The following is a 21,513-nucleotide window of genomic DNA, read 5'->3' on the forward strand; positions in this document are numbered from 1 at the left end:
AGGGCCCGTTCCAAAGGAACGGACCCTGATATTATCACGATCAGACAGGATAAACAGGATGTTTCCTCTCGCTGAATTGAACATCCTTCGTTTCATATAAACTATACCGTTGAATTAATACGGAGCGTAATTCATTTGGGGCAGTGATTTCATCTACAATTAATTCAGATGCCAACTTGTAAATATCAATATGCTCTTTATATTCTTTTTGTTTTTCTTGTACATATTGTATTCTTTCTTTTGGATCTTCTATGGCCTGAATCTTATTGGAATACACAGCATTCACCGCAGCTTCCGGACCCATTACGGCAATTTGCGCAGTTGGAAGAGCAATACATACATCCGGGTCGAATGCAGGACCAGCCATGGCATATAAACCGGCACCATAAGCCTTTCTGACGATAACAGAAATTTTGGTTACCGTTGCAGAGCTCATGGCAGCGATCAACTTGGCACCATGACGGATTATTCCTGCTCTTTCCACTTTGGTCCCGATCATGAATCCTGGTACATCTGCAAGGAATAATAACGGGATGTGGAAAGCATCACACAGCTGGATGAATTTAGCCCCTTTATCGGCCGAGTCATGGAAAAGGACCCCACCTTTTACTTTAGGTTGATTCGCAATGATTCCGACGACCTTTCCGTCCAGTCGTCCGAAGCCTGTGATCAATTCAGGAGCGAATAGTTTCTTCATTTCAAAGAAACTTCCTTCATCAATCAACGTATCAATGCAATCATACATATTGAATGGGGCGTTTTGATGCTCAGGAATGATGTCCTCTAACAATTTTTCATGTTTAGGGGCAGCTCCATCCACCACTTTCGGCTTGTTTTGATAATTTGCCGGGAAATAACTTAAGTACCTTTTCGCTTCCTCAATCGCTTCCTGTTCGGATGCAGCAAGGAGGTCCCCGCAGCCACTGACGGTACAGTGCATCCTTGCTCCACCCATTTCTTCAAGTGTCACTTTCTCACCGATGACTTTCTCTGCCATACGGGGAGAGCCCAGGTACATAGATGCATTTCCATCAACCATGATGACGATATCACAGAATGCAGGAATGTATGCCCCACCTGCGGCAGATGGCCCGAACAAGATACAGACTTGCGGAACCATCCCAGACATCTTCACTTGGTTATGAAATATTTTCCCAGCACCACGTCGATTTGGAAACATATCCAATTGATCGGTGATCCGTGCTCCTGCAGAATCCACTAAATAGAAGATAGGCACCTTTAAATTCAATGCAGTCTCTTGAATTCGGATGATCTTCTCTACAGTCCTTGCACCCCAGGAGCCGGCCTTCACAGTAGAGTCATTGGCCATGACACACACAGTCTGACCTCCCACTTTCCCGATTGCTGTAACCACTCCATCAGCTGGCAAGTCATCTGCCTTATTGTTCGCAAACATCCCGTCTTCCTGATAATCTCCATTGTCAAATAATTGTTGAAGTCGATCACGAACAAACATTTTTTTCTGTTCTTTCAACTTCTCATGATATTTAGGCTGACCGCCAGACGCTATCCTTTCTCTTGTTTCCTCAAGAGTATTGATGATCGTTTTGGATGTCGACATACTATCCCCTCCGTCGTTTTATGTAAACGTATTGGTATCCATCTAGACAAGTCGGAGGTCATATACCTCAGACTTGTCATTAAATGAAAGAGTTTATCCTTCGATAACGAGCAATACATCCCCTTCGTTCACGAAATCACCTATATTTACTTTAATTTCCGCCACTTTCCCGCCAGCTTCAGCTTCAACAGGAATTTCCATTTTCATTGATTCAAGCATGAGTACAGTATCCCCTGTAGACACTTCCCCACCTTGTTCCACTAATACATTTAATACTGTTCCAGCCATTGTTGATGTAATTTCCTTCATGTGTGATTCCTCCATCTTTATTATATAAAAACTGTATTTTGTAAAGGGAGCACTCCCTTATCAATGAGTGCGTTTGGCTGTCAAAAAGTCCTGAAGCCATTTCGTCGTGTAAGTACCTTCAATAAAGCCGTTGTCCTCAATGATATCCTTGAATAGCGTCACATTGGTCTTGACACCTTCAATGCTGACACCATCAAAGAATACCTTCGCTTTATGCAATGCATCATTGCGGTCCCTACCCTTGATGATACATTTTGAGATCATTGGATCATAGAACGGGGTAACCTTGTTTCCTTCTTCGTATCCGCTATCGATACGGACACCCTCTCCTTCGCCCCATTTCAACACATTTAATTGGCCTGGAGAAGGGTAAAAAGTCTTTGGATCTTCTGCATAAATCCTGAATTCAATCGCGTGACCGTGATGAAGGATCTCCTCCTGCTTGCATAAAGGAAGGGGCTTCCCGTCCGCAACAAGCAGCTGCCATTTCACAAGGTCAAGACCTGTGATCGTTTCAGTGACCGGATGCTCTACCTGCAGACGTGTATTCATTTCAAGAAAATAAAAATTCTCCTCTTCGTCTACGATAAATTCCACCGTTCCTGCGTTCGTGTATCCCACTGCCTTTCCAGCCTGCACAGCAGCTGCAAACATTCGCTCTTTTGTTTCATGAGAAAGGTTAGGAGAAGGTGATTCTTCAATCACTTTCTGATTTCTCCGTTGAACAGAACAATTACGTTCGAACAGATGAACCAGGTTGCCGTGTTGATCCCCGAAGATTTGCACTTCTATGTGTCTCGCATTCTCAATACATTTCTCTAGAAAGACTTCTTCTTTCCCAAAATAGGCTTTTGCACGATTTTTAGTAGAGTCGAAGCTTTGAACGAGCGCTTGCTCATTTTCACAGCGGATCATACCAATTCCACCGCCGCCCCCACTTGCTTTCAACATGACGGGGTAACCGATCGCCAGGGCAACTTCCTTGGCTGCATCAATGGTACCTACCCCACCTTCGCTTCCAGGCACTACAGGAACTGACGCTTCCTGCATTACCTTTCTCGCCTCTACCTTATCCCCCATCTTGTCAATGATGTCATGGGCGGGACCGATAAACGTAATACCCGCTTCTGTCACCGCCTTCGCAAAGGCAGCATTTTCAGATAGTAATCCATATCCAGGATGGATTCCGTCCACCTTTTCCTTCTTAGCTACATCGAGTATATTCTCCACTACCAAGTATGAACGATTTACTTGTGATTCACCTATGCGGTATGCGACATCCGCTTCTTTCACAAAGGGCATATCCTGATCTGCATCGGAATATACCGCGACTGTTTGAATGTTTAATTGTTTACATGTTTTGATGATTCTAGAAGCGATTTCTCCCCTGTTTGCAATTAGTATCTTCTGCACAATCTCTCCCCTTTCATAACAGAACATATCTGTTCTTAGTACGAATTCTACAAAAATCGTCGAAATCCTTCTTCTCTATTGTAAACGTTTTCTTATTTAAGTGCAGAATTTTTTGTATTTTTGTTATATAATAATAATAAATATAGACTCTAAGAAAAGAGTCAACCGAAAAAGACAAAGCACTCATCATGTTTTCCCAGAATTATTTTTCAGCATTATAGGAGGTCATACGATGGCAGTTAAAGTAGAAAAGTTAAAAGTGAATTATAAAACTCTGGAAGAGTTTAAGAAATTTAAAGAATATGGTGTCCAAGAATTATCCATGCTTGAAGACTTGCAGGCAAATATTATCGAAAACGACAGTGAATCACCATTTTACGGTATTTATTTCGGTGATACCCTGGTTGCTAGAATGAGCTTATATCAACGGAATGCCCGATTCGATCAATACTTCGATCCTCCCCAGAATTATCTGGAGCTATGGAAGCTTGAAGTATTACCAAAATATCAAAACAAGAACTACGGGAAAGCTCTAGTGGAGTTTGCCAAAAACTTCGGTTTGCCGATCAAGACAAACTCCCGCATCAAATCCCAAGGATTTTGGGAAAAAATGGGCTTTGAAGCTGTCACATACGAAGTGGAAAGAGATTTAGGAGAAAACCCTTATGTCTGGTTCCCTGAAGGTGTAAAAGAACAAAAAATCAGTTAACACAAAAAAAGGCTTGCTCAAATATTGTTGAGTCAGCCTTTTTTCACTTTATTTATTCAACCTTTGCAAATTTCCGTTTTTATCCATCTGGAATTTCACTTTGTCCTCGTTCCCTTGAAGTAATGCCATTTTTCTAGCTTTTTCAAAGATAGCTAATAATGATTTGTGATCTTCTTCCAGGAGATTGAATTTTTCTTCATATTCTCTCAACTCCTCTTCCGCTTTTTTGAGCTTATCCTGGAGTTGTGAGATTTGTTCAGACAGCTGACTGTTTTCATTCCTTACTGCCTCTTCGTTTCGAACGGCTTCTTCCGCTTTTTGGAGATACTGTATCATACTTCCCATAGAAAATGCTTCAGGAGCTTCCGATGTACTCTCTACCTTTGGAATTTCCTGTTTTCCTTCAAACACCTTCGCTGATGGTGAGTGCTTTTTAGTTTGTTTTCTTTGTTTTTTGGCAAGTTCGATTCCCGACTTATACTGTTTACGGACAAACGAATTCCAACGAAAGCCGCATGCCGCCGATGTTCTGGATAGTTTTTTTCCTACTTCATCAAACGCCTGCAGCTGAGTTCCTCCTTCGCGTATGTGACGCAATACCACTTCAGCTAATAATACATCTTCATCCTGGCTCCAAGCATCCTGTCTATTTGAAGACATTTCCATCCCTCCTGTTTGATCAGTTTCTCCATACATATGCTCTTACTAGAGAAGATAGAATCAGCATCACTCTTTTTTACATATAAAGAAAAAGAACAGGCCAATATCTCACCTGCTCCACTCGGAAATACTCTATTTAGTTCAGGAATTCTTCTACAGCTTCATGATGTTCATCACGTGCCCATAGCTTTGAGCACCTTTGAATTTCACTTAAAATATTTCTTTCTATTCTTTCCTTATCCCATTTAGCAAGAAGTTGACATTTATATGCTTCCAAGACCCCTATAGATTTCGATGAGATCATGTTAAACAGCGGACTTTCCTCCAATGGGACATTGTGATCCACTACTTCATCTATAAATCCAAAATCAAATAGTGCTTCTGCGTGTTCCAATCGTGCTGTCATTAAAAGAGAAAGCGCCTTTGATGCCGGGAGTCTTTCAAGGAGCAAGGTCCCTCCTCCCCATCCGGTAGTGATGGCAAGATTTCCTTGTACAAATCCCAGTTTCGCGTTTGTTTTCGCAATTCTGAAGTCACACGCAGTAGCGATTTCGCATCCACCGCCAACCGCAGTCCCATTAATGAAAGCGATTGTAGGTTTCGGCAAAAAGGCAAGCCTCGTAAGAAGTCCACCCATTTTACTAAGCATGCCATAACTCTCTGTTTCTGTTTTGAGATTGTGAAATTGTGATAAATCACCACCGGAACAAAAAGCACGATCACCACTTCCAGTTATCACAAGAGCCTTTACATGATCGTTATGAACACTCTCTTCCAATGCCTTCTCAAGTCCATCCATCACTTCATAGCTCACTGCATTTCGCTTTTCAGGTCGATTGATGATAAACTTCAATATTCCATCAGCATTCATATGTATTAAATATTCTCCCAATTTGATCCCCCCTATTTTTCTTACTTATAGTGTATGGTTTTCCCCCTTGGTTGAACAGGCATTTCTTCTTAAAAACAAAAAAAGCGTGAAGAGCCATGGTCTCTTCACGCTTTTATGCGCTGTAAACGATTATTTGTTTACAACTTCTTTTCCTTTATACGTTCCGCACTCTTTACAAACACGGTGTGCTAGTTTCATTTCACCACAGTTTGGGCATGCTACCATACCAGGTACACGTAGTTTGAAGTGTGTACGACGTTGTCTTTTTGCTGTTTTAGAAGTTCTTCTAAAAGGTACTGCCATTCTTCCCACCTCCTTAAAAGAGATTCATACTCATTATGAAGCCAGTCGGACTGGTACTTCGCTTTTAAGAGTTCTTGTTTTGATCAAGAAGTTTCGCTAAGTCAGCGAGTCGAGGATCCACTTTCTTCTCTTCCTCTTCTTCGACTCCATGAGCTTGTTCTTCCGTCATCACTTCCCAGTTCTTACCGGAAGGCATCTCATCTTGTTCTCTCGCTTCATCGCTGATTACTTGCATTGGAATCTCAAGTAACAGCAATTCTCTGATAGCCGGTTTTAAATCAATAACATCACCTTGTATACGATGTACTTCCTCTTCCTCATACTGATCATAATCAGCCTCATTAAGAAGATACGTCTCAATCGTATGAATGTCAACTGGTAAATCAACATCCACAAGGGTTCTTGAGCAAGGTAACACTAACTTCCCTTCTATATGAAGATGAAAAGTGACACGGTTTGAACCGATATCAGCCTTTCCAGACACTCGAATAGGTGAGACTTCTATAATTTGGGGATCGACTTCTTTCAGTTCATCCAAATTAATTGTTTCGTCTATGGAAAGTCCCTTGTCTCTAAATTTTTGTAATTGTATTATTGACCATTTCAATGTCATCACCTCAAGGCAACAAAGGTAATTATAGCTTTCATAATACCGTTTGTCAATATTTTTTCTTTACACTCTTTTTAACCATAGTGTTGTCATTATAACGTTTAATGAGGAGGCCTTTCAAATATTTTATAACATTCGTTATGATTCTTTCAAAAAAGGGGAGAATTTATATCATTTCCTTATATAATGAACATAATAAGCACGAATTAAGCATTAGAAAGGATGTGGGAATAACATGAGAGCCACAGGTGTGGTAGTAGAATATAATCCCTTCCATAATGGACATTTACATCATTTAAGAGCGACTCGCACTGCAACGGGTGCAGATATTGTGGTGGCGGTGATGAGTGGACATTTCCTCCAACGGGGAGAGCCTGCACTTGTTTCCAAATGGTCCCGAACAAAAATGGCTTTAGATGCCGGGGTGGACGTGGTGATCGAGCTCCCTTATAGCTTTGCCACACAACATGCGGAAATCTTTTCAAGGGGAGCCATTGCGCTTTTAGATCAAATTGGATGTGAAAGCTTCTGCTTTGGAAGCGAGGACGGAGATATTGAAGCCTTCTCCAATACACTTCGCTTTATCAAGTCCAATCAAGAGCAATACGATCAATACATAAGGGAATTCATCCAAGAAGGAATGAGCTATCCATCGGCACTTGCCGATGCATTCAAAAAGTTAGGAAATCAAGAATCTGTCATCGATCTAAGTAAACCAAACAATATTCTGGGATTTCACTATATGGAGGCAAGAGATCTCCTGTCATCATCTCTCAAGGCGTATACCATTACGCGTGAATCCGCAGGGTACCATGATGAACACTTTGCTTCACCTTCGATTGCCAGTGCGACCAGTATTCGCAAAAGTATATTTAACACCGATGATCAACATGAGATCAGTTCTTATCTTCCAGAAAGTTCTGTAAAAGAACTGGATAAATATGTACACGAATTTGGTGAATTTCATAGATGGGAGAACTATTGGACTATGCTTCAATTCAAACTTCTCTCCTCTTCAAAAGATGAATTGAGAGACATATATGAAATTGAAGAAGGTATTGAAAATCGGATGGTAGAGTATGCAAGACACTCTCTTTGCTTCGAAGAATTCATGATTAAGCTTAAGACAAAGCGATATACGTGGACACGTCTCCAACGAATGCTCCTTCATATTTTAACCGATACGCATAAAGAAGATATGCGAGAGAGACACGTTGCCCCCGGGTATATACGCCTGTTGGGTATGAATGAGAGAGGCAGGGAATTTATCCGAATGCAGAAAAAGAACTTGTCCCTTCCACTGATCAGTAAGCTTTCAAGTGCGGACCCACGATCAATAAAATTAGATGTCAAGGCTGCTGAAATTTATTCATTAGGTTTGCATGATCCTGCTTCGCGGAAAAAACTGCTGACCAAGGAATGGTCCCAGCCACCTATCATAATCTAGCCAATCATAGCTCCTAAACAAAGAGACTGCCCTTCATTTAAGGCAGTCTCTTTGTTTATTTTTCTATTGATTGAAGGAAGGCCAGTGCTTCATCAAACGTTTTCACTGGTATCACCTTCATATCAGTTCCGATATCTTCTGCGGTCCTTTTGGCAGCAATATAGTTTGATTCGAGGTCAGGGTATTTTTCCTTCATTTCCTTTGTAATGGTTTCATCCGGGGCTAGGAAATATTCAGCTCCGGCTTTGTCAGCAGCGATTATTTTTTGTTCAATGCCACCGATACGCCCCACTTCCCCATCTTCTGAAATGGTTCCGGTTCCAGCTATCCTGTGTCCTTTGGGAAGGTCTTCCTCCGTTAGTTGGTCATAGATTTCCAAGCTGAACATCAAACCGGCAGAGGGCCCTCCTATCTCCTCGGTCTCAAGCGTTACAGGTGGATCTGTAATGATTTCTTTATCATCGCTCAATGTTATACCAAGACCGATTTTATCGGGCATATCCGGAAATGCTTCCAAAGGGATCGTTTCAATCTTCTCCTTCTTATTTCGAACGAACGTGATATCCACTTTTTCCCCTTTTGATTTTCCACTTACATAGTCGATGAATTCCTGTGAAGACTGAAACGTTTGACCGTCGATGGCGGTGATCCGATCCCCGGGCTTAAGGACATCTTCAGCAGGCATGGATGGGTATATATTCAATACATATATCCCTTTATAGTTGTATTCATATGGTTTACCGGCTTTTTTAAACGCTACTTCAATTGCATAACTTTGAGAGTTATTCATGAGCTGCAGTTGACGTAGATTGTATTCCTCATCGCTTTCGTGAGGACTTCTGATTTCATCGACGGGAAAGATATATTCGTATTTTCTTATGCTGGCCATTAAATAGGCATAAATATTCGCTCTTCCCATTCTTACTGTTGTCAGCATCAATTCCCCGTCATCTTTATATCCATTCTCCACGTGGACGATTGGATCAAGTTCATGGGCACTCCCAGGCTTCGTAACATAATAAGGGAGATAATAAAAGGAACTGGCAACCATAATGATGGTCATGATGACCAGCGTTCTTATTAACGTTTTCGTTTTCATTATTCTTTACTCCTTCCAATTGTTTAGAGCTTCCTGAATTGAAGGAATAACCTTCTTCGCTTCTTCTTCTCCCATATCGATGATTTCCTCAATATTTTTAAAGGCTCTAGTGCTGTACATTTCGACGTGTGGCCTGATCATGAAATCGGAAGCAAATTCCCGGTGAGCGACAATTTCTAATTGTAAGATGTCAATGCTTTGCATGATGACGTCATAAATGGTGGTGATTTCTGCATTTCGTTTTACGTGTGATACATCGACTCCTATAACGATATCAGCTCCCATTTCTTTTACAACTGAGACCGGGACTCGATCGATCACTCCTCCGTCCACCAACAAACGGCCATTTATCTTTTCAGGAACAAAAATTCCCGGTATGGCGATGCTTGCCCTTACAGCACTCGCAATGGGACCCGTGGTAAACACAACTTTCTCCCCGTTAGTAATGTCTGTTGCCACTACACTTACAGGGATATTTAAATCTTCGATATGTTTATTATGAGTGAAAAGCTGAATGAATTCTTTTATTCTTTTACCAGAAATGAAGCCCATTTTCGGAACGGTAAAATCTAAATAATATTTCCTCCTGAAGGTAGTGGAAAGCTTATATAGATCCTCCATCTTATGACCCACCCCATAGAAGCAGCCAACAAGTGCCCCCATGCTGCTGCCTGCAATCATATCAATCGGGATGTTCGCATCATCAAATGCCTTTAATACCCCTAAATGAGCAAATCCTCTTGCGCCACCCGAGCCGAGGGCTAATCCGATCTTTGGTCTATCCATGCCCTTCCCCCTTTTCCCGAGTTCTCGGTATAGTCATCATATGGTCTATTTCAATTATGTATGAGTATATTGAATAATATGAGGACAAGTTGAATTAATCTCATTTTATCATTGTTTTCCCGTTTCACAAGGGATTGAAATAGTAGGAACCTATTTTATAAGGGGAGGAAGTCCGGTTGTACAAATCTAAATTAAAAACCTTGGCTTTATCCATTAGTGTTACGATATTTGCTGCATCTCTCATCCTGATGCCAGGGGAGTCCCTCGAAGCATCCATCAGGGGACTCGACATGTGGTGGGAAATCGTCTTTCCCTCTTTATTGCCCTTTTTTATCGTCTCTGAGATGCTAATCGGTTTTGGTGTGGTCAAATTCATAGGGGTAATGCTGGAACCTTTGATGAGACCATTATTCAGGGTCCCGGGAGTTGGAGGATTCGTGTGGGCGATGGGAATGGCATCTGGATTTCCAGCAGGGGCTAAATTGACAGCACGATTACGTCAAGAAGAACAAATTACAAAAGTTGAAGCCGAAAGGCTCGTTTCGTTCACAAACTCATCCAACCCTTTATTTATATTCGGTGCTGTCTCTGTGGGTTTTTTCCAAAATGCTACCCTCGGGATCGTATTGGCAGCTGCACATTATATTGGAAACGTATGTGTCGGGATCATCATGAGGTTCTATGGAGGATCAGATAGAAATGATGTAAGGAAGGAAACTTCCAATAAAAAAGGGTTCATCGTCAAAGAAGCCTTTTCCGCTCTTCACAAGACTAGACTTGAGGATAAGCGTCCAATTGGGAAACTGCTGGGGGATGCCGTTACTTCATCCATCCAAACATTATTGATGATTGGTGGATTCATCATCTTATTTTCTGTCATAAATAAAATGCTGTATCACCTTCACATCACGACCTTTTTGGCCGAGGGTTTATCGACGTTATTCCTTCTATTTCGTTTACCTGAACAGTTAAGTATACCGTTAATCTCCGGTATGTTTGAAATTACGTTGGGATCAAAGCTGACAAGCGGTGTCACTGAAGCCACCCTCCTTCATCAAGCGATCATCACAAGCTTTATCTTAGGTTTCAGCGGGTTCAGTGTCCAGGCTCAAGTGGCAAGTATTCTGGCTGAGACAGATATTCGGTTTAAACCGTTTTTCTATGCGCGCTTTGTTCACGGACTTGCAGCCTCTGTCACCACCATCCTCATTTGGAAGCCTATTTATGAGCGGTTTTCCAATGAGCAGCTATCCAATGCCATACCGGTTTTTGCCAGGCATAACGACGCATTTTGGACCGACATGCTTTATTGGTTCAAATCAGCAGGTCCCATTATCACGATTTTAAGTCTGGTTGTATATATGATCCTATACGCTCAGAAAAGGAGTGTATAAAAGAACGAAAGGGTTGATCCCTATAGACCATTCTTATTTTCACAATGCGTGATAATTTGAGGCCTATAACCGGATCAACCCTGTTTAAATTAGTTATCCTGATATTTCTTCTTTAATGATTCTTCCACTCGCTTTGGTACCAGCTCTGAGATATCGCCGCCATATTTAGCCACTTCCTTCACGATACTGGAACTTAAGAAAGAATACTGATTATTTGTCATGATAAAGAACGTTTCGATTTCATCATCAAGGACTCTGTTCATAGATGTAATTTGCATTTCGTACTCAAAGTCCGAAACCGCCCTTAATCCTCTGATAATCGCTTTAGCATGAACATTTTTCGCGTAATCAACTAATAAACCCTGAAAAGAATCGACTACTACATTAGGTATGTCGCGAGTGACTTCACGGATCAACTCAATTCTTTCCTCTACTGAAAATAGTGGTTTCTTTGAAGAATTATTTAGCACTACTACGTGTATTTGATCGAAAACTTTGGCACCACGCCTGATAATGTCTAAATGTCCGTATGTAACAGGATCGAAGCTCCCTGGACAAACTGCTATACTTGGCATATTCATACCTCCCGGCTCTTTTTCATATTCCTCAATCATTCTCCCCTGGAAAAAATCGAAATCCTGATGATTCCATATGTCTCTTCCCTTATCTTCCTCAGGCTTCCGATGCTTGCTTGCAAGGATATCTCAGATCCATGCTCACACATGACGTAACCGCTTTCATTTAGAAGGTTGTGTTCGTCGATGAATTCCAGGAGTTGCTGAAGTTTTTGTTGTTTATATGGAGGATCCAGGAAGATATAGTCAAAGACTATTTCTCTTTTTAATATCGCCTTTAACGCTCTTGTGGCTTCATTTCGGTATACTTCACTTTGATCCGACAGTTCACAATCATGAAGATTGGTCTTTATGGTTTGAAATGCCTTGACATCCCTATCCACAAAAATGACGGAATCAAGCCCTCGACTTAAAGCCTCAATACCAAGTCCGCCGCTTCCTGCGAACAAATCCAATCCGGTCCCACCTTCAAAATAGGGACCTAACATATTAAATATTGACTCTTTCACCTTATCTGTTGTGGGCCGTGTTCCACTTCCAGGAACCGCCTTTAACGGCCTGCCCTTTAACGTACCTGATATGACTCTCATAATCATCCACCATATATGTATTTTTTCTTCCCTATCCTATCATATCTCGACACATATCGCCACATTCTAAAATTGATACAAAAATGTATAAAATCATTTTGATAGGTGATAATGAAAGTAACAGCATCCTAACTGATGTTGTTGCCAACCGCGGAGAAGACTTACGATTCCCCATAAGTTCTTCCTCCGGTTTCTCCTCTCCCTTTGCCTTCTTTCCAGAGATGGATATAGAAGGACCCTGCAGAAAGTTCTGCAGGGCTTTTTTACTTTTCTTTTACCAATTTGATGTCCTGATCATTTTCTACGACATCTACTTTAAACAACTTCTCCAACCACTGGATATCTATATAATCCGAATCCCCTATCGTTTGAACCGGCTTAACTAATACACCGTAATTTTCCTCGTTATAAATAAAGTAGTCTTCATTGACATAAAACCTTAATGAATTCCCATTTACAGTTGTTAAGAATACACCCGGCTCTATCTCTCTCATCTCGAAACCCAAATCTTTAACTGTTTCGGCAAACTGAATGTACTTTTTTCGTTGGAATAAAAGATATGATAATTCCTTTGATTCCTGATTGATTATAATAGGCTTATTCCCATGAAGGATGAGAGTTTGATTCTCATTCCCCTTCCCCTTCACACTGTCTGCAAAGAATGAGGACGTAAAGCCTGTCACTTTGCTTACTGCATCATCCAACATGATATGATCAACAGTAGGATTCTTAACAATTTGTCTAAGCTCATCCCACTCTGAAGGGCTTAGTCCATCTTTCAACTGTTTATATGCCCACGCCGATTTGCCAGTAGGTGGAGCATCGTTTAAAAGGAGGCCGACAACCACTTCCTTCAACCAAGCATCATCGTCCCTGGAGGACATTGTTTGATATAGCAAACTTCGCCTGATATTGTTGATCTGATCTCCTCCGAAAGCACCGCCCATCACAATGAGGTGTGGCGATTGAAACGGTTTGATTTTTTTGGTTTGGATGATGGTGACGAAACCCTCATCGGAATCCAGGGAATCCAGGGAATCTCCAAAATCTGAGGGAACCCCTTCCTCTGTCAACATCCTTACTGCAGGCGATCTTTTCTCTTTCCACGCGTTCTTTGTCCATAGTAAATCCGATGGTTGACCCTCTCCACTGAAGAAATAATAATCAATATAATCCAGCTTCTTATGGCTGGCAGATTGATACCCTGCTAGCCAATTTCCGGTTCTAAGACTCTTTTCTGTTAACTGAATAACTGTACTTGAAGTTGAAACACCAGAAAACACAGGAAACCAATCCCTTAATAGGATAAACCCAGCTTCAGTCGACGGATGAATCGTATAGGTAACGGTGATTTCCTGAGGCTCAACATTTAATGTACTAATTTGAAATTCACCGTTTTCTTTCGTCAAACAATTCTTCCCATCCTGATTCTTACAAGTAAAGTTCTCTGCCCCATCCGGCCAATAAATGGTCATAGAATCTGGAACCGAAGTTGGAAAGTGAATCGTTTGGTTAACTTTAAATTCTCCATCTTGATGAACGATGGAATAAGATTGATTGACCTCGACAGTTCCTGTATCTACTGCACTCTCAGTACGAAAGCCCATCCATTGAAAAACGAGGATGCCTGAACTAATAAGGATCATCAATAAAGCGAATGTAATGAAAAGACGTTTCATACCCTACCCCTTACCTCTTTATGCTACTTCAAGAATATCAGATGTGGATAAGAAATAGGGGGACATTTTTGTGAAACATTATCATAATCGTTAGATAAGAATCTTTACTTATGTCGATAGGTTTGAAATAATAAGGAATTGATTAACACGGTAAGAAAAGGGGAATGAAAGAATGATTCAACGATTTATTGAATTAGGTGAAGGATATTCAGATATTTATGAACTTGTGGAACTTGCGAGAGCAAATAAAGAACGCCTACAGCATATGTTAGCGTTCCATACTGTTGTGAAAGAACGAGCGGTCACCTCTCTCGCTCTTGTGATGGAGCCTACAGAGGAAGGAAAATTTCAAGCCATCTATATATGCAGAGAAGGAATTCCGAACCCAAATATGAAACCGAACCAGCGATACTCTTTATTTGAGGAAACCGCTGCGAAACTTGATAAGGTGATTATTCAAATGGATGTGAAGCCCTCCACTCTATTTCCGGAGACTGACCTGTATTATCAACATCTGATCGCCATTTTGCGATTAAATCATTATATCCTGCCTTTACAGTAAACGTGACATACATGAATGTTAAAAGGAAGGGAAACGGTTCTAATATATGAAAAAAGCTGCCAAAACATACTCTTTGGCAGCAATCACTAAAATCCCATTTTGTAATCATATTCCTTCGCTTTGTCCGGTCTGGAATTTTCAAACACAGACTTGATGAATGGTTTAAATGATGGATCTACTTTCTTGACATAAGAATAAGTCGATATTCTCTCCATCACAGAGTCGATTTCATCCTGATTACAGTACAGTACAACATATTTCATTTTCTTCGATACATAATGAACATTCCCAAATCGTCTAAGGGATTTGGCATGTTTCAAACTATGTAACCAAACAACTAAACCTTGTCTTTCTGTTAACATATAGTTTCCCCTCTAGGAATCACTTTTTTTTAAGTCTAGCATAATCACGTGGGGGTAAGCAATATGTAATGGTATGAACTATCATGAAATAAGGTGTATAGTGAATACTACATACTGTAGTAGAGAACGGAGGACCTCCATGGACTTGAATGTGATTTGGGACTTTTTCATCGAACATTTAAAAAAGGAGGAAGGGATTGAAGAAGCGCATGTTAAATGGAGCGCAGGCATTCCTTTCATCTATATTCGATCCAAGAAAGCGAAAAGTGATATTGAGTTCTGCATCAAGAAATGGTCGGCAAAGGCGATGCGGGGAAAGAGACTGCATTCTGATACCATTTTCTTCAGGGAAGAGGAAACTTTATACGTTTATCGACATAGGTTCTATGTCCCCCAAGAAAAAATGTTTTGCTGCGGGAACCTTTGTGTTGATTGTGTCAGATTAAAATAATGCTTAAAAAAAGAGCGGACCCATTTAGGTACGCTCTTTTTACATATGATTTACGCTGAACATCCGCAGCTGCCGCCTGAACCACAGCCTCCACCACATGATCCCCCACTTGAGAAGAAAGGGTTTCCTGAAGGAACCTTTACATTTTTAGAAACGGAATGTCCAATCATAAGGCTCACTTGATCAAGGAGATCTTGTAACTCGTTTTCGGCTCTTCGGAACTCTGCTACATTCTCATCAAGATCCATTTCCCTTTTAACTTCACGGATTTCTTTCATGATGGTTTTGTAATCAGGGTGATATCTGCCGAAACGCTGAACTTCTTCGTAACTCTCTTTCATCCGGGAAAAGGTTTGTACCTTACGCTGGGTTTCAGAGTTGTTGCGAAGTTTATATAAAGACTTTCGATAATTTTCTGCCACATCAGATTCTAAGATCCACTGAGATAACTCGTCAGCTGAATCCAAAATCTCCATTCTTTCTATAGTAGCAAGCATAACGCCCACCTCCGTAAACATTATTTTAACATGTTTCACAGAAGGAAGCGAATATGCTTGTCTGAAACTTTCAGATCCATTAACTCCTTGGACGGTTATAAATCAAAAACATACTCGACACTATTATGTGACTGGATTGCGCTTACTTTATTGAATTGTGACATAAAACTGCTTTTTCAATCCTAATGATTTGTTATTCTTGCCTACGATTTCGACGTTTAAAAGATGCACACCTTTCGGTAATCCTTTTACTACGAAAGCTGCTGTATGATATTCCTTATACAAATTACCTGTATTGGAACGAACGACAATTTTTCCTTTTTTCGCACCTTTTTTTTCTGAATTAAACGTAATCCCAGGTACAATGCATTCAATATACACTTGATTACCTTGAACCATATGTTTAATGGAAACAGATTTCTGCTCCGTATTGGCAGCTTCCACTTTTTTTGTGAATGTAAAGCTTTCTGGTTCTGGCATCTTTTCTTTACAGCCGCTTAATATCAACAATAAACCAATCGAGAACAACATTCGTTTCTTCATCGTTTACACCACTCCTTACCTATAGCCTTGCCCAATCGACACCCATTTTACTCAAAGAACTCGGTTGTCTACATAGAGTGGTGGCAAAAAAAATAGCACCTTAATTATCGGCACTATTCATTGATTGAAACATACTGATCATCATGGAAGCCATCTGAACTCCATTCGAGAATTTCTGTACCCTGTGGGGAATCGTTTTCTGAAAATGATTGATTGAAGCTATCTCAAATTTTTCTAATTCATTGGGATTTCGGGAAAGTGTACGGTACCACTGGGGTTGATCTCTGAGGAACAATTTCAAATCTTCTTTTGTATAAATGTATTCTATGATGTCTGCTCTCATGTATTTGACCTCCTCCTAATCTTTTCGGAACGAAAAAGGATGGGAAGGTTTGGATGGCGTTTCCGTTTTGGTAGCAGTTCCCGCCCCCCTGCTGTTGCCGGATTGAAATTGACTGAGCACACCCTGGACCGCCCCAAGTGCTTCACTTAAGCTGTTTATATGCTGCTGCAATTGATTTGCATCCATTTTCTTCACCATTTCCCCCACTTGATCCATCCATCCCCCTTTACTCTCCTGAGTAGTTGATGGTGTCTCATTTCCTTTCGAGGATTCATTCTTATACTTATCCCATCTAGTGTCTTCTTCGCCAAGCAAATACCAATCTTCAAAGAGATCCTGCCAATTCGCATCTCCATTTCGTACGTCTTTTACGATTTTCGGATGTTTTTTCACAAATCCTTTAAATTCTTTCACTTTTGGGTGTAATGATTTTCCCATTTCATGAACACCTCCATTACAGGCATCTACCTATTACACTTTATGAAGAAACGAAAAGAATGGTGATACATTCCTTTTTGTAGTAATATGCATATTGACGTATTTGTTTACTTAACTGACATCGAGACCGTGAATACTAAAAAAGGATGAATAAGAATGAAAGAACAGGTAAAAGAATTATTCAAAGAATGTCTATCAGAAGCAACCGATGAGGACCTCCAAATCATTAAGCAGCTGCTTGAAGGCGTACAACGAAAGAGCAACAGGGAGAATGGGTCAATTATCGGCGGAATTTTCGCTATGGATAGGGAAATGAAGGATGGACACCTTGAGGTAAGCATTCCAATCACACCCGTCACCCACAATTCATTGGAGATTGTTCATGGAGGTGTGACGGCCACATTAGTGGATACAGCTATGGGGACGTTGGCAAATATGATGCTTCCAGAAGGATATGGGGCGGTAACAACAAACTTAAATGTCCATTACTTGGCGCCAGGGGTAGGTGAACATCTTACCGCTCATGCGGAAATCGTTCATCAAGGAAGCAAAACCATTGTAGTGGATGGAAAAGTGGTCAATTCCGACGGAAAGCTCGTGGCAAACTCAACCGGTTCGTTTTTTATTTTCAAAAAAAAGCAATAATGCAAAAAGTGGAATCCCCAAACAATGAAGGGGATTCCACTTTTTTATTCTTCCTCTTCCTTCTTTTCGATAAAATTCTGGGTATAAAATCTTTTGTATACCCCTACGCCAAGATGCGTGAAATTCTGTTCTAACATGATCTTCCTGTGACCCTCTGAATTGAGCCAGCCATGCACCGCTTCCGGAGCATCAGTATATTGAGAGGCGATGTTTTCTCCTGCAGCCTTAAATGGTACATCCTCCTGATCGAGTCGCTGTGAAAGATCCCCGAGAGTAGGTGAATCATGTGAGAAGTAATCTTTTTCATACATTTCCTGACTATGCCCTCTGGCTACCTTGGCTGTATCCTCGTCCCACATGAGGACATCTTGATCGAATTGATGTCTGATCACATTTGTAATATCAAAAATCTGTTGTTCACTGGCCGTGTTCACCTTATCCCATTCGTCTTCAGTTGGTTCCATATCCTCCGCCAGTTCACCCCGATACATCATCTCATAAGGATGCATCTCAATCAGTGTCGGGCCATCCAGAAAGCGGATACTCGTCAACCTTCCTGTAAATTTATCCAAATAAAGCTGGGCAAAGATATTTCCGAGTGGAACGAGCAGACGAGTATTCAAGTCTTCTTCGTTCAATTCAAATTGGTAGGAACCTGAATCATCGTTTACCACAATTTCAGAATCGACAATAGTAAAACGATAAATGTCCTCCAATCGCTGACCGAGTTTATAAGGGGCAACATCCACTTGATTTCCTATTGCAAAGAGTGTCACTACCTTATGATTGACAACGCCCATTTGTATGTATTGTTTATTTGAAATCGGATATACCCACCATTCATACCCGTAGGAACTCGGCTCGACCCTTTTAGGTTCACCAAAAGCTTCTTTCAGCTTTTTTGTGTCTTTGCCAATCCAGATCGATAGACCGGAATTAGGTCTTTCTCCGGGTGTTTCAATTGTAGGGTTTAATTGGTTATCTTTGTTTTCTTTTAGAGTTTGGGTTTCTGGTCCCCTTAATGGTTCGTTTTCCTGCTTTTGACCTTGATAAATTCCAATAATTAAAATAATGACAAGAATGATCAAAATACGTAAAACCGTTCTCAGAGTTTTCCCTCCTCTCTATTTTCACAATAAGATATTTCCACCATTACTAGGTACAGTATACCACTAAAGTTGTTGCTATAAATGGAGTCTCCAATCAAGAATAGCATATTTTTCTTCGTTCTAAAACTGACCTACCCGTTTATTCACTGCCGTACATTAAAACAGGGGTGATCGTGTTATGAACATGATCACCCCTTTACATTAAAATGGTTTATTTCTGAAGTTGGATTCGGAGATATTCTCCAGAGCAACATATGCCTGTCTACCTAACGATTGCCTAATGGCCAGATCCCCCAAGGAAATCATTCCAACTAAGCAATCTCCTTCCACAATGGGCAGTCTCCTGATCTGATTCTGGGCCATGATATGCGCGGCTTCCTCAGCTGAAGCCTCAGGACTTAGCGTAATCAAATGTTTACTCATAATATCTTCTACTTTTGAGGAAGCAGGGTGTTTTTCTGCAATACAGCGGAGGACAATATCCCTGTCTGTCATCACCCCTACAATTTTTTCCCCATCAACAATGGGGATGGATCCAATATTATGTTCTTTCATTTTAAGAGCGACCTCATACACATTGTCGAGTAATGAACAGGTCTCAACATCCTTTGTCATCATATCCTTGATTTTAGTCAAGTTAATCATCCTCCCAAGTTGAACATTTGCTCTTATATTTTTCAACTTCATCGAGAAAGATATTCGTCTTTTAAAAAATCGCCATATTCAAATGATTCAAGACATTGCAAGATAAAGATTTTTCCACTATTATTAAGAAGGAGAAATACCGCATTTAGTATCACTGTACATACACCGATATAAATGCTTCTAACATACGGACAGCATGGGGCGAAAATAACTTTGATATCCTCATGCAGACCAATATAGGAGGAAAAAATTATGCGTTTTGAAGCAACAGAGTTTGAAAGCTTAAAAGTGGATTTAAACCGATTAGATGAAATTATGGAATCTCACGGCCTGGTCCGTGCCGGTCAATGGGACTATGAGCGTGTGACCTATGATCGCAAGTTCGAAATTAGAGAAGGTATTTTCTACTTACGAATCCAAGGTCTTGCTGTCGAAGGAGATATCGGGAAGCATGACGCTGTTATTCAATTGATGACCCCTCTACTTGGGAAACATTACTACCCTCACGGAGTGGAATATGGTGAAGGGGAAGAGTTCCCTAAACACCTAGTCACTTCATGTGAAAAGCTATTAGCGGATGTTAAGAAGGATGCTACGAACTTTGCATGGTAACATACTAAAGACTGTCTGGCTTACAGACAGTCTTTTCTTATCCTCTTCATTCCGTGAATTCAAAGAATCCCTTTATTATCAATGGTTACAAAACCTTCAAAATTTCACTTTCTTCCCACTGTTCATTCTTCTCTGTCTCTAATATAATAATATGTAAGAGGTTCCTGTTAGAAAGGGGTACACAATTGTCCAAGTTCTTCACTAAAAAAGTATTAATGATCTCTTTGATCATCTTATTGATAGCATTAATCACTTTCTTTATTCTACCGGTTTCCGTAACGCTGATTACTGCAATCATCACCGCTCTTTTTCTGGAGCCAGCTGTCGGCTTCATACAAAAACGCTTTTCAACTAAACGGAGATTCGCAGTTCTGTCCGTTTTCATATTGTTTTTGCTCCTCATTAGCGTTTCTTCGTTCTTCGTCACCACTAAAGTCGTGGGAGAAGGAATCAAACTTATCGAAGATGCACCCAAATACGTTAATCAACTAAGCGATATCTGGCTGGATTATGAAGATCGATTGCTGAATGCAACTGAAGACCTTCCAGATGAATTGGTAAAGAGTTTCAGCGAGGACGTCCAGAGCTTTCTAAACAGTGGCAAAACAAAGATTCTCAATTCTTTCAACATTGAAAGAATCAGCCTGTTCTTGTCGTATATTCCAAATTATCTGGTAAGCTTTCTCGTCTACTTGATTGCACTCTTTCTATTCATGCTGGATTTACCCAGGATTAAAAAATCCATTTATGGTCACCTGACAGAGAGAACAGCTGAAAAAGTTACCTTTATGACGTCAAGGCTCACCTACGTCATATTTGGATTCTTTAAAGCTCAATTTCTCGTAAGCATCATCATCTTTATCGTCTCCTTGATCGGACTTCTCTTCATTGCTCCTGACGTTGCAATCGTGATGTCCATCATCATCTGGGTGATTGATTTCATACCACTGATTGGATCCATCGTAGTACTTGGTCCTTGGGCAATCTTCCATCTGTTGACGGGTAATATTGCTCTCGGCACCCAATTAGCCGTATTGGCTGCCATACTGTTGATCATTAGAAGGACCGTTGAGCCTAAAGTGATGGGAAGTCACATCGGATTATCTCCACTAGCCACACTGATTGCGATGTATCTCGGTCTCAAACTCTTTGGTGTGTTGGGATTCATCATCGGTCCATTGTTACTCATCGTGTTCAACTCTGCTAAAGAAGCCGGTATCATTAAAACCAATTTCAAATTATAAAAGGACAAATCCCA

General features: G+C 40.7%; 27 protein-coding genes. 8 read left to right on the plus strand and 19 right to left on the minus strand.

What is annotated here, in order from left to right:
• Positions 1–40: 40 nt before the first annotated feature.
• The 3 genes from ACIGG7_RS11220 to ACIGG7_RS11230 form a co-directional block, all read right to left on the minus strand.
• Positions 41–1,582, minus strand: a complete 1,542-nt coding sequence (locus ACIGG7_RS11220; protein WP_397549809.1) for an acyl-CoA carboxylase subunit beta — start codon at positions 1,580–1,582, stop codon at positions 41–43.
• A gap of 93 nt (positions 1,583–1,675) precedes the next feature.
• A complete protein-coding gene (locus ACIGG7_RS11225; protein WP_224941221.1) occupies positions 1,676–1,891 on the minus strand; it encodes a biotin/lipoyl-binding carrier protein in 216 nt (71 codons plus the stop codon).
• A gap of 60 nt (positions 1,892–1,951) precedes the next feature.
• Positions 1,952–3,304 (minus strand): acetyl-CoA carboxylase biotin carboxylase subunit, encoded by a 1,353-nt coding sequence (locus tag ACIGG7_RS11230; RefSeq protein ID WP_397549810.1) that lies wholly within the window; start codon positions 3,302–3,304, stop codon positions 1,952–1,954.
• Between the two features lie 232 nt (positions 3,305–3,536).
• Here ACIGG7_RS11230 and ACIGG7_RS11235 point away from each other — a divergent pair, with 232 nt between their 5' ends.
• Entirely contained in the window at positions 3,537–4,013 is a 477-nt protein-coding gene (locus ACIGG7_RS11235; protein ID WP_224941223.1) for an N-acetyltransferase, read from the plus strand.
• Positions 4,014–4,061: 48 nt separating this feature from the next.
• On the opposite strand, the gene ACIGG7_RS11240 is transcribed toward ACIGG7_RS11235, so the two are convergent.
• From ACIGG7_RS11240 to ACIGG7_RS11255, 4 genes are all read right to left on the minus strand, one after another.
• Positions 4,062–4,673 carry an RsfA family transcriptional regulator gene (locus ACIGG7_RS11240; RefSeq protein ID WP_397549811.1) on the minus strand — a complete coding sequence of 204 codons (612 nt, stop codon included), beginning with the start codon at positions 4,671–4,673 and terminating at the stop codon, positions 4,062–4,064.
• Positions 4,674–4,809: 136 nt separating this feature from the next.
• Positions 4,810–5,565 carry an enoyl-CoA hydratase/isomerase family protein gene (locus ACIGG7_RS11245; RefSeq protein ID WP_397549812.1) on the minus strand — a complete coding sequence of 252 codons (756 nt, stop codon included), beginning with the start codon at positions 5,563–5,565 and terminating at the stop codon, positions 4,810–4,812.
• Between the two features lie 129 nt (positions 5,566–5,694).
• Entirely contained in the window at positions 5,695–5,868 is a 174-nt protein-coding gene (gene rpmF, locus ACIGG7_RS11250; protein WP_044337494.1) for a 50S ribosomal protein L32, read from the minus strand.
• 64 nt (positions 5,869–5,932) lie between these two features.
• Positions 5,933–6,475, minus strand: coding sequence for a YceD family protein (locus ACIGG7_RS11255; protein ID WP_318246411.1), 543 nt, complete (start codon positions 6,473–6,475; stop codon positions 5,933–5,935).
• Between the two features lie 238 nt (positions 6,476–6,713).
• Here ACIGG7_RS11255 and ACIGG7_RS11260 point away from each other — a divergent pair, with 238 nt between their 5' ends.
• Positions 6,714–7,925, plus strand: a complete 1,212-nt coding sequence (locus tag ACIGG7_RS11260) for a nucleotidyltransferase (RefSeq protein WP_224941227.1) — start codon at positions 6,714–6,716, stop codon at positions 7,923–7,925.
• Between the two features lie 55 nt (positions 7,926–7,980).
• Here the strand turns inward: ACIGG7_RS11260 and ACIGG7_RS11265 are convergent, their stop codons facing one another.
• Both ACIGG7_RS11265 and ACIGG7_RS11270 read right to left on the minus strand, forming a co-directional pair.
• Positions 7,981–9,024 carry a SepM family pheromone-processing serine protease gene (locus tag ACIGG7_RS11265; RefSeq protein WP_397549813.1) on the minus strand — a complete coding sequence of 348 codons (1,044 nt, stop codon included), beginning with the start codon at positions 9,022–9,024 and terminating at the stop codon, positions 7,981–7,983.
• Between the two features lie 6 nt (positions 9,025–9,030).
• Positions 9,031–9,810, minus strand: coding sequence for a patatin-like phospholipase family protein (locus ACIGG7_RS11270; RefSeq protein ID WP_224941229.1), 780 nt, complete (start codon positions 9,808–9,810; stop codon positions 9,031–9,033).
• A gap of 176 nt (positions 9,811–9,986) precedes the next feature.
• On the opposite strand from ACIGG7_RS11270, the gene ylbJ reads away from it, so the two are divergent.
• Positions 9,987–11,204: a sporulation integral membrane protein YlbJ gene (ylbJ, locus tag ACIGG7_RS11275; RefSeq protein ID WP_397549814.1), complete on the plus strand. Its 1,218-nt coding sequence runs from the start codon at positions 9,987–9,989 to the stop codon at positions 11,202–11,204.
• Between the two features lie 89 nt (positions 11,205–11,293).
• Here the strand turns inward: ylbJ and coaD are convergent, their stop codons facing one another.
• From coaD to ACIGG7_RS11290, 3 genes are all read right to left on the minus strand, one after another.
• Positions 11,294–11,779 (minus strand): pantetheine-phosphate adenylyltransferase, encoded by a 486-nt coding sequence (coaD, locus tag ACIGG7_RS11280; RefSeq protein WP_224941231.1) that lies wholly within the window; start codon positions 11,777–11,779, stop codon positions 11,294–11,296.
• Positions 11,780–11,814: 35 nt separating this feature from the next.
• Positions 11,815–12,369 carry a 16S rRNA (guanine(966)-N(2))-methyltransferase RsmD gene (gene rsmD, locus ACIGG7_RS11285; RefSeq protein ID WP_224941232.1) on the minus strand — a complete coding sequence of 185 codons (555 nt, stop codon included), beginning with the start codon at positions 12,367–12,369 and terminating at the stop codon, positions 11,815–11,817.
• Between the two features lie 263 nt (positions 12,370–12,632).
• Positions 12,633–14,048 (minus strand): hypothetical protein, encoded by a 1,416-nt coding sequence (locus tag ACIGG7_RS11290; RefSeq protein ID WP_397549815.1) that lies wholly within the window; start codon positions 14,046–14,048, stop codon positions 12,633–12,635.
• A 172-nt stretch (positions 14,049–14,220) separates the two neighbouring features.
• Here ACIGG7_RS11290 and ACIGG7_RS11295 point away from each other — a divergent pair, with 172 nt between their 5' ends.
• Entirely contained in the window at positions 14,221–14,610 is a 390-nt protein-coding gene (locus tag ACIGG7_RS11295; RefSeq protein ID WP_224941234.1) for a DUF7147 family protein, read from the plus strand.
• Between the two features lie 86 nt (positions 14,611–14,696).
• On the opposite strand, the gene ACIGG7_RS11300 is transcribed toward ACIGG7_RS11295, so the two are convergent.
• On the minus strand, positions 14,697–14,972 hold the full coding sequence (locus ACIGG7_RS11300; RefSeq protein WP_044337505.1) for a YlbG family protein: 276 nt from the start codon (positions 14,970–14,972) through the stop codon (positions 14,697–14,699).
• 139 nt (positions 14,973–15,111) lie between these two features.
• On the opposite strand from ACIGG7_RS11300, the gene ACIGG7_RS11305 reads away from it, so the two are divergent.
• Entirely contained in the window at positions 15,112–15,423 is a 312-nt protein-coding gene (locus ACIGG7_RS11305; RefSeq protein WP_224941235.1) for a hypothetical protein, read from the plus strand.
• A gap of 50 nt (positions 15,424–15,473) precedes the next feature.
• Here ACIGG7_RS11305 and ACIGG7_RS11310 read toward each other — a convergent pair whose 3' ends face one another.
• From ACIGG7_RS11310 to ACIGG7_RS11325, 4 genes are all read right to left on the minus strand, one after another.
• Positions 15,474–15,920: a YlbF/YmcA family competence regulator gene (locus tag ACIGG7_RS11310; protein ID WP_224941236.1), complete on the minus strand. Its 447-nt coding sequence runs from the start codon at positions 15,918–15,920 to the stop codon at positions 15,474–15,476.
• A 147-nt stretch (positions 15,921–16,067) separates the two neighbouring features.
• Positions 16,068–16,463, minus strand: a complete 396-nt coding sequence (locus ACIGG7_RS11315; protein WP_397549816.1) for a hypothetical protein — start codon at positions 16,461–16,463, stop codon at positions 16,068–16,070.
• 100 nt (positions 16,464–16,563) lie between these two features.
• The gene (locus tag ACIGG7_RS11320) at positions 16,564–16,806 is read right to left on the minus strand and encodes a YlbE-like family protein (RefSeq protein ID WP_224941238.1); all 243 of its coding nucleotides are present in this window, start codon (positions 16,804–16,806) and stop codon (positions 16,564–16,566) included.
• 15 nt (positions 16,807–16,821) lie between these two features.
• On the minus strand, positions 16,822–17,244 hold the full coding sequence (locus ACIGG7_RS11325; protein WP_397549817.1) for a YlbD family protein: 423 nt from the start codon (positions 17,242–17,244) through the stop codon (positions 16,822–16,824).
• Between the two features lie 156 nt (positions 17,245–17,400).
• Between ACIGG7_RS11325 and ACIGG7_RS11330 the strand changes: the two genes are divergently transcribed.
• The gene (locus ACIGG7_RS11330; RefSeq protein ID WP_397549818.1) at positions 17,401–17,889 is read left to right on the plus strand and encodes a PaaI family thioesterase; all 489 of its coding nucleotides are present in this window, start codon (positions 17,401–17,403) and stop codon (positions 17,887–17,889) included.
• A 44-nt stretch (positions 17,890–17,933) separates the two neighbouring features.
• Here the strand turns inward: ACIGG7_RS11330 and ACIGG7_RS11335 are convergent, their stop codons facing one another.
• Together ACIGG7_RS11335 and ACIGG7_RS11340 are read right to left on the minus strand one after the other, a co-directional pair.
• Complete coding sequence (locus ACIGG7_RS11335) at positions 17,934–18,977, minus strand: CAP domain-containing protein (RefSeq protein WP_224941241.1); 1,044 nt, start codon at positions 18,975–18,977, stop codon at positions 17,934–17,936.
• A 222-nt stretch (positions 18,978–19,199) separates the two neighbouring features.
• Positions 19,200–19,634 carry a CBS domain-containing protein gene (locus tag ACIGG7_RS11340; protein WP_397549819.1) on the minus strand — a complete coding sequence of 145 codons (435 nt, stop codon included), beginning with the start codon at positions 19,632–19,634 and terminating at the stop codon, positions 19,200–19,202.
• A gap of 261 nt (positions 19,635–19,895) precedes the next feature.
• Between ACIGG7_RS11340 and ACIGG7_RS11345 the strand changes: the two genes are divergently transcribed.
• Positions 19,896–20,255: a YugN family protein gene (locus tag ACIGG7_RS11345; RefSeq protein WP_079531576.1), complete on the plus strand. Its 360-nt coding sequence runs from the start codon at positions 19,896–19,898 to the stop codon at positions 20,253–20,255.
• 185 nt (positions 20,256–20,440) lie between these two features.
• A complete protein-coding gene (ytvI, locus tag ACIGG7_RS11350; protein WP_224941243.1) occupies positions 20,441–21,499 on the plus strand; it encodes a sporulation integral membrane protein YtvI in 1,059 nt (352 codons plus the stop codon).
• Positions 21,500–21,513: the final 14 nt, after the last annotated feature.

The organism is Rossellomorea sp. NPDC077527, from assembly GCF_044542955.1.
Taxonomy (GTDB): Bacteria; Bacillota; Bacilli; order Bacillales; family Bacillaceae_B; genus Rossellomorea; species Rossellomorea aquimaris_E.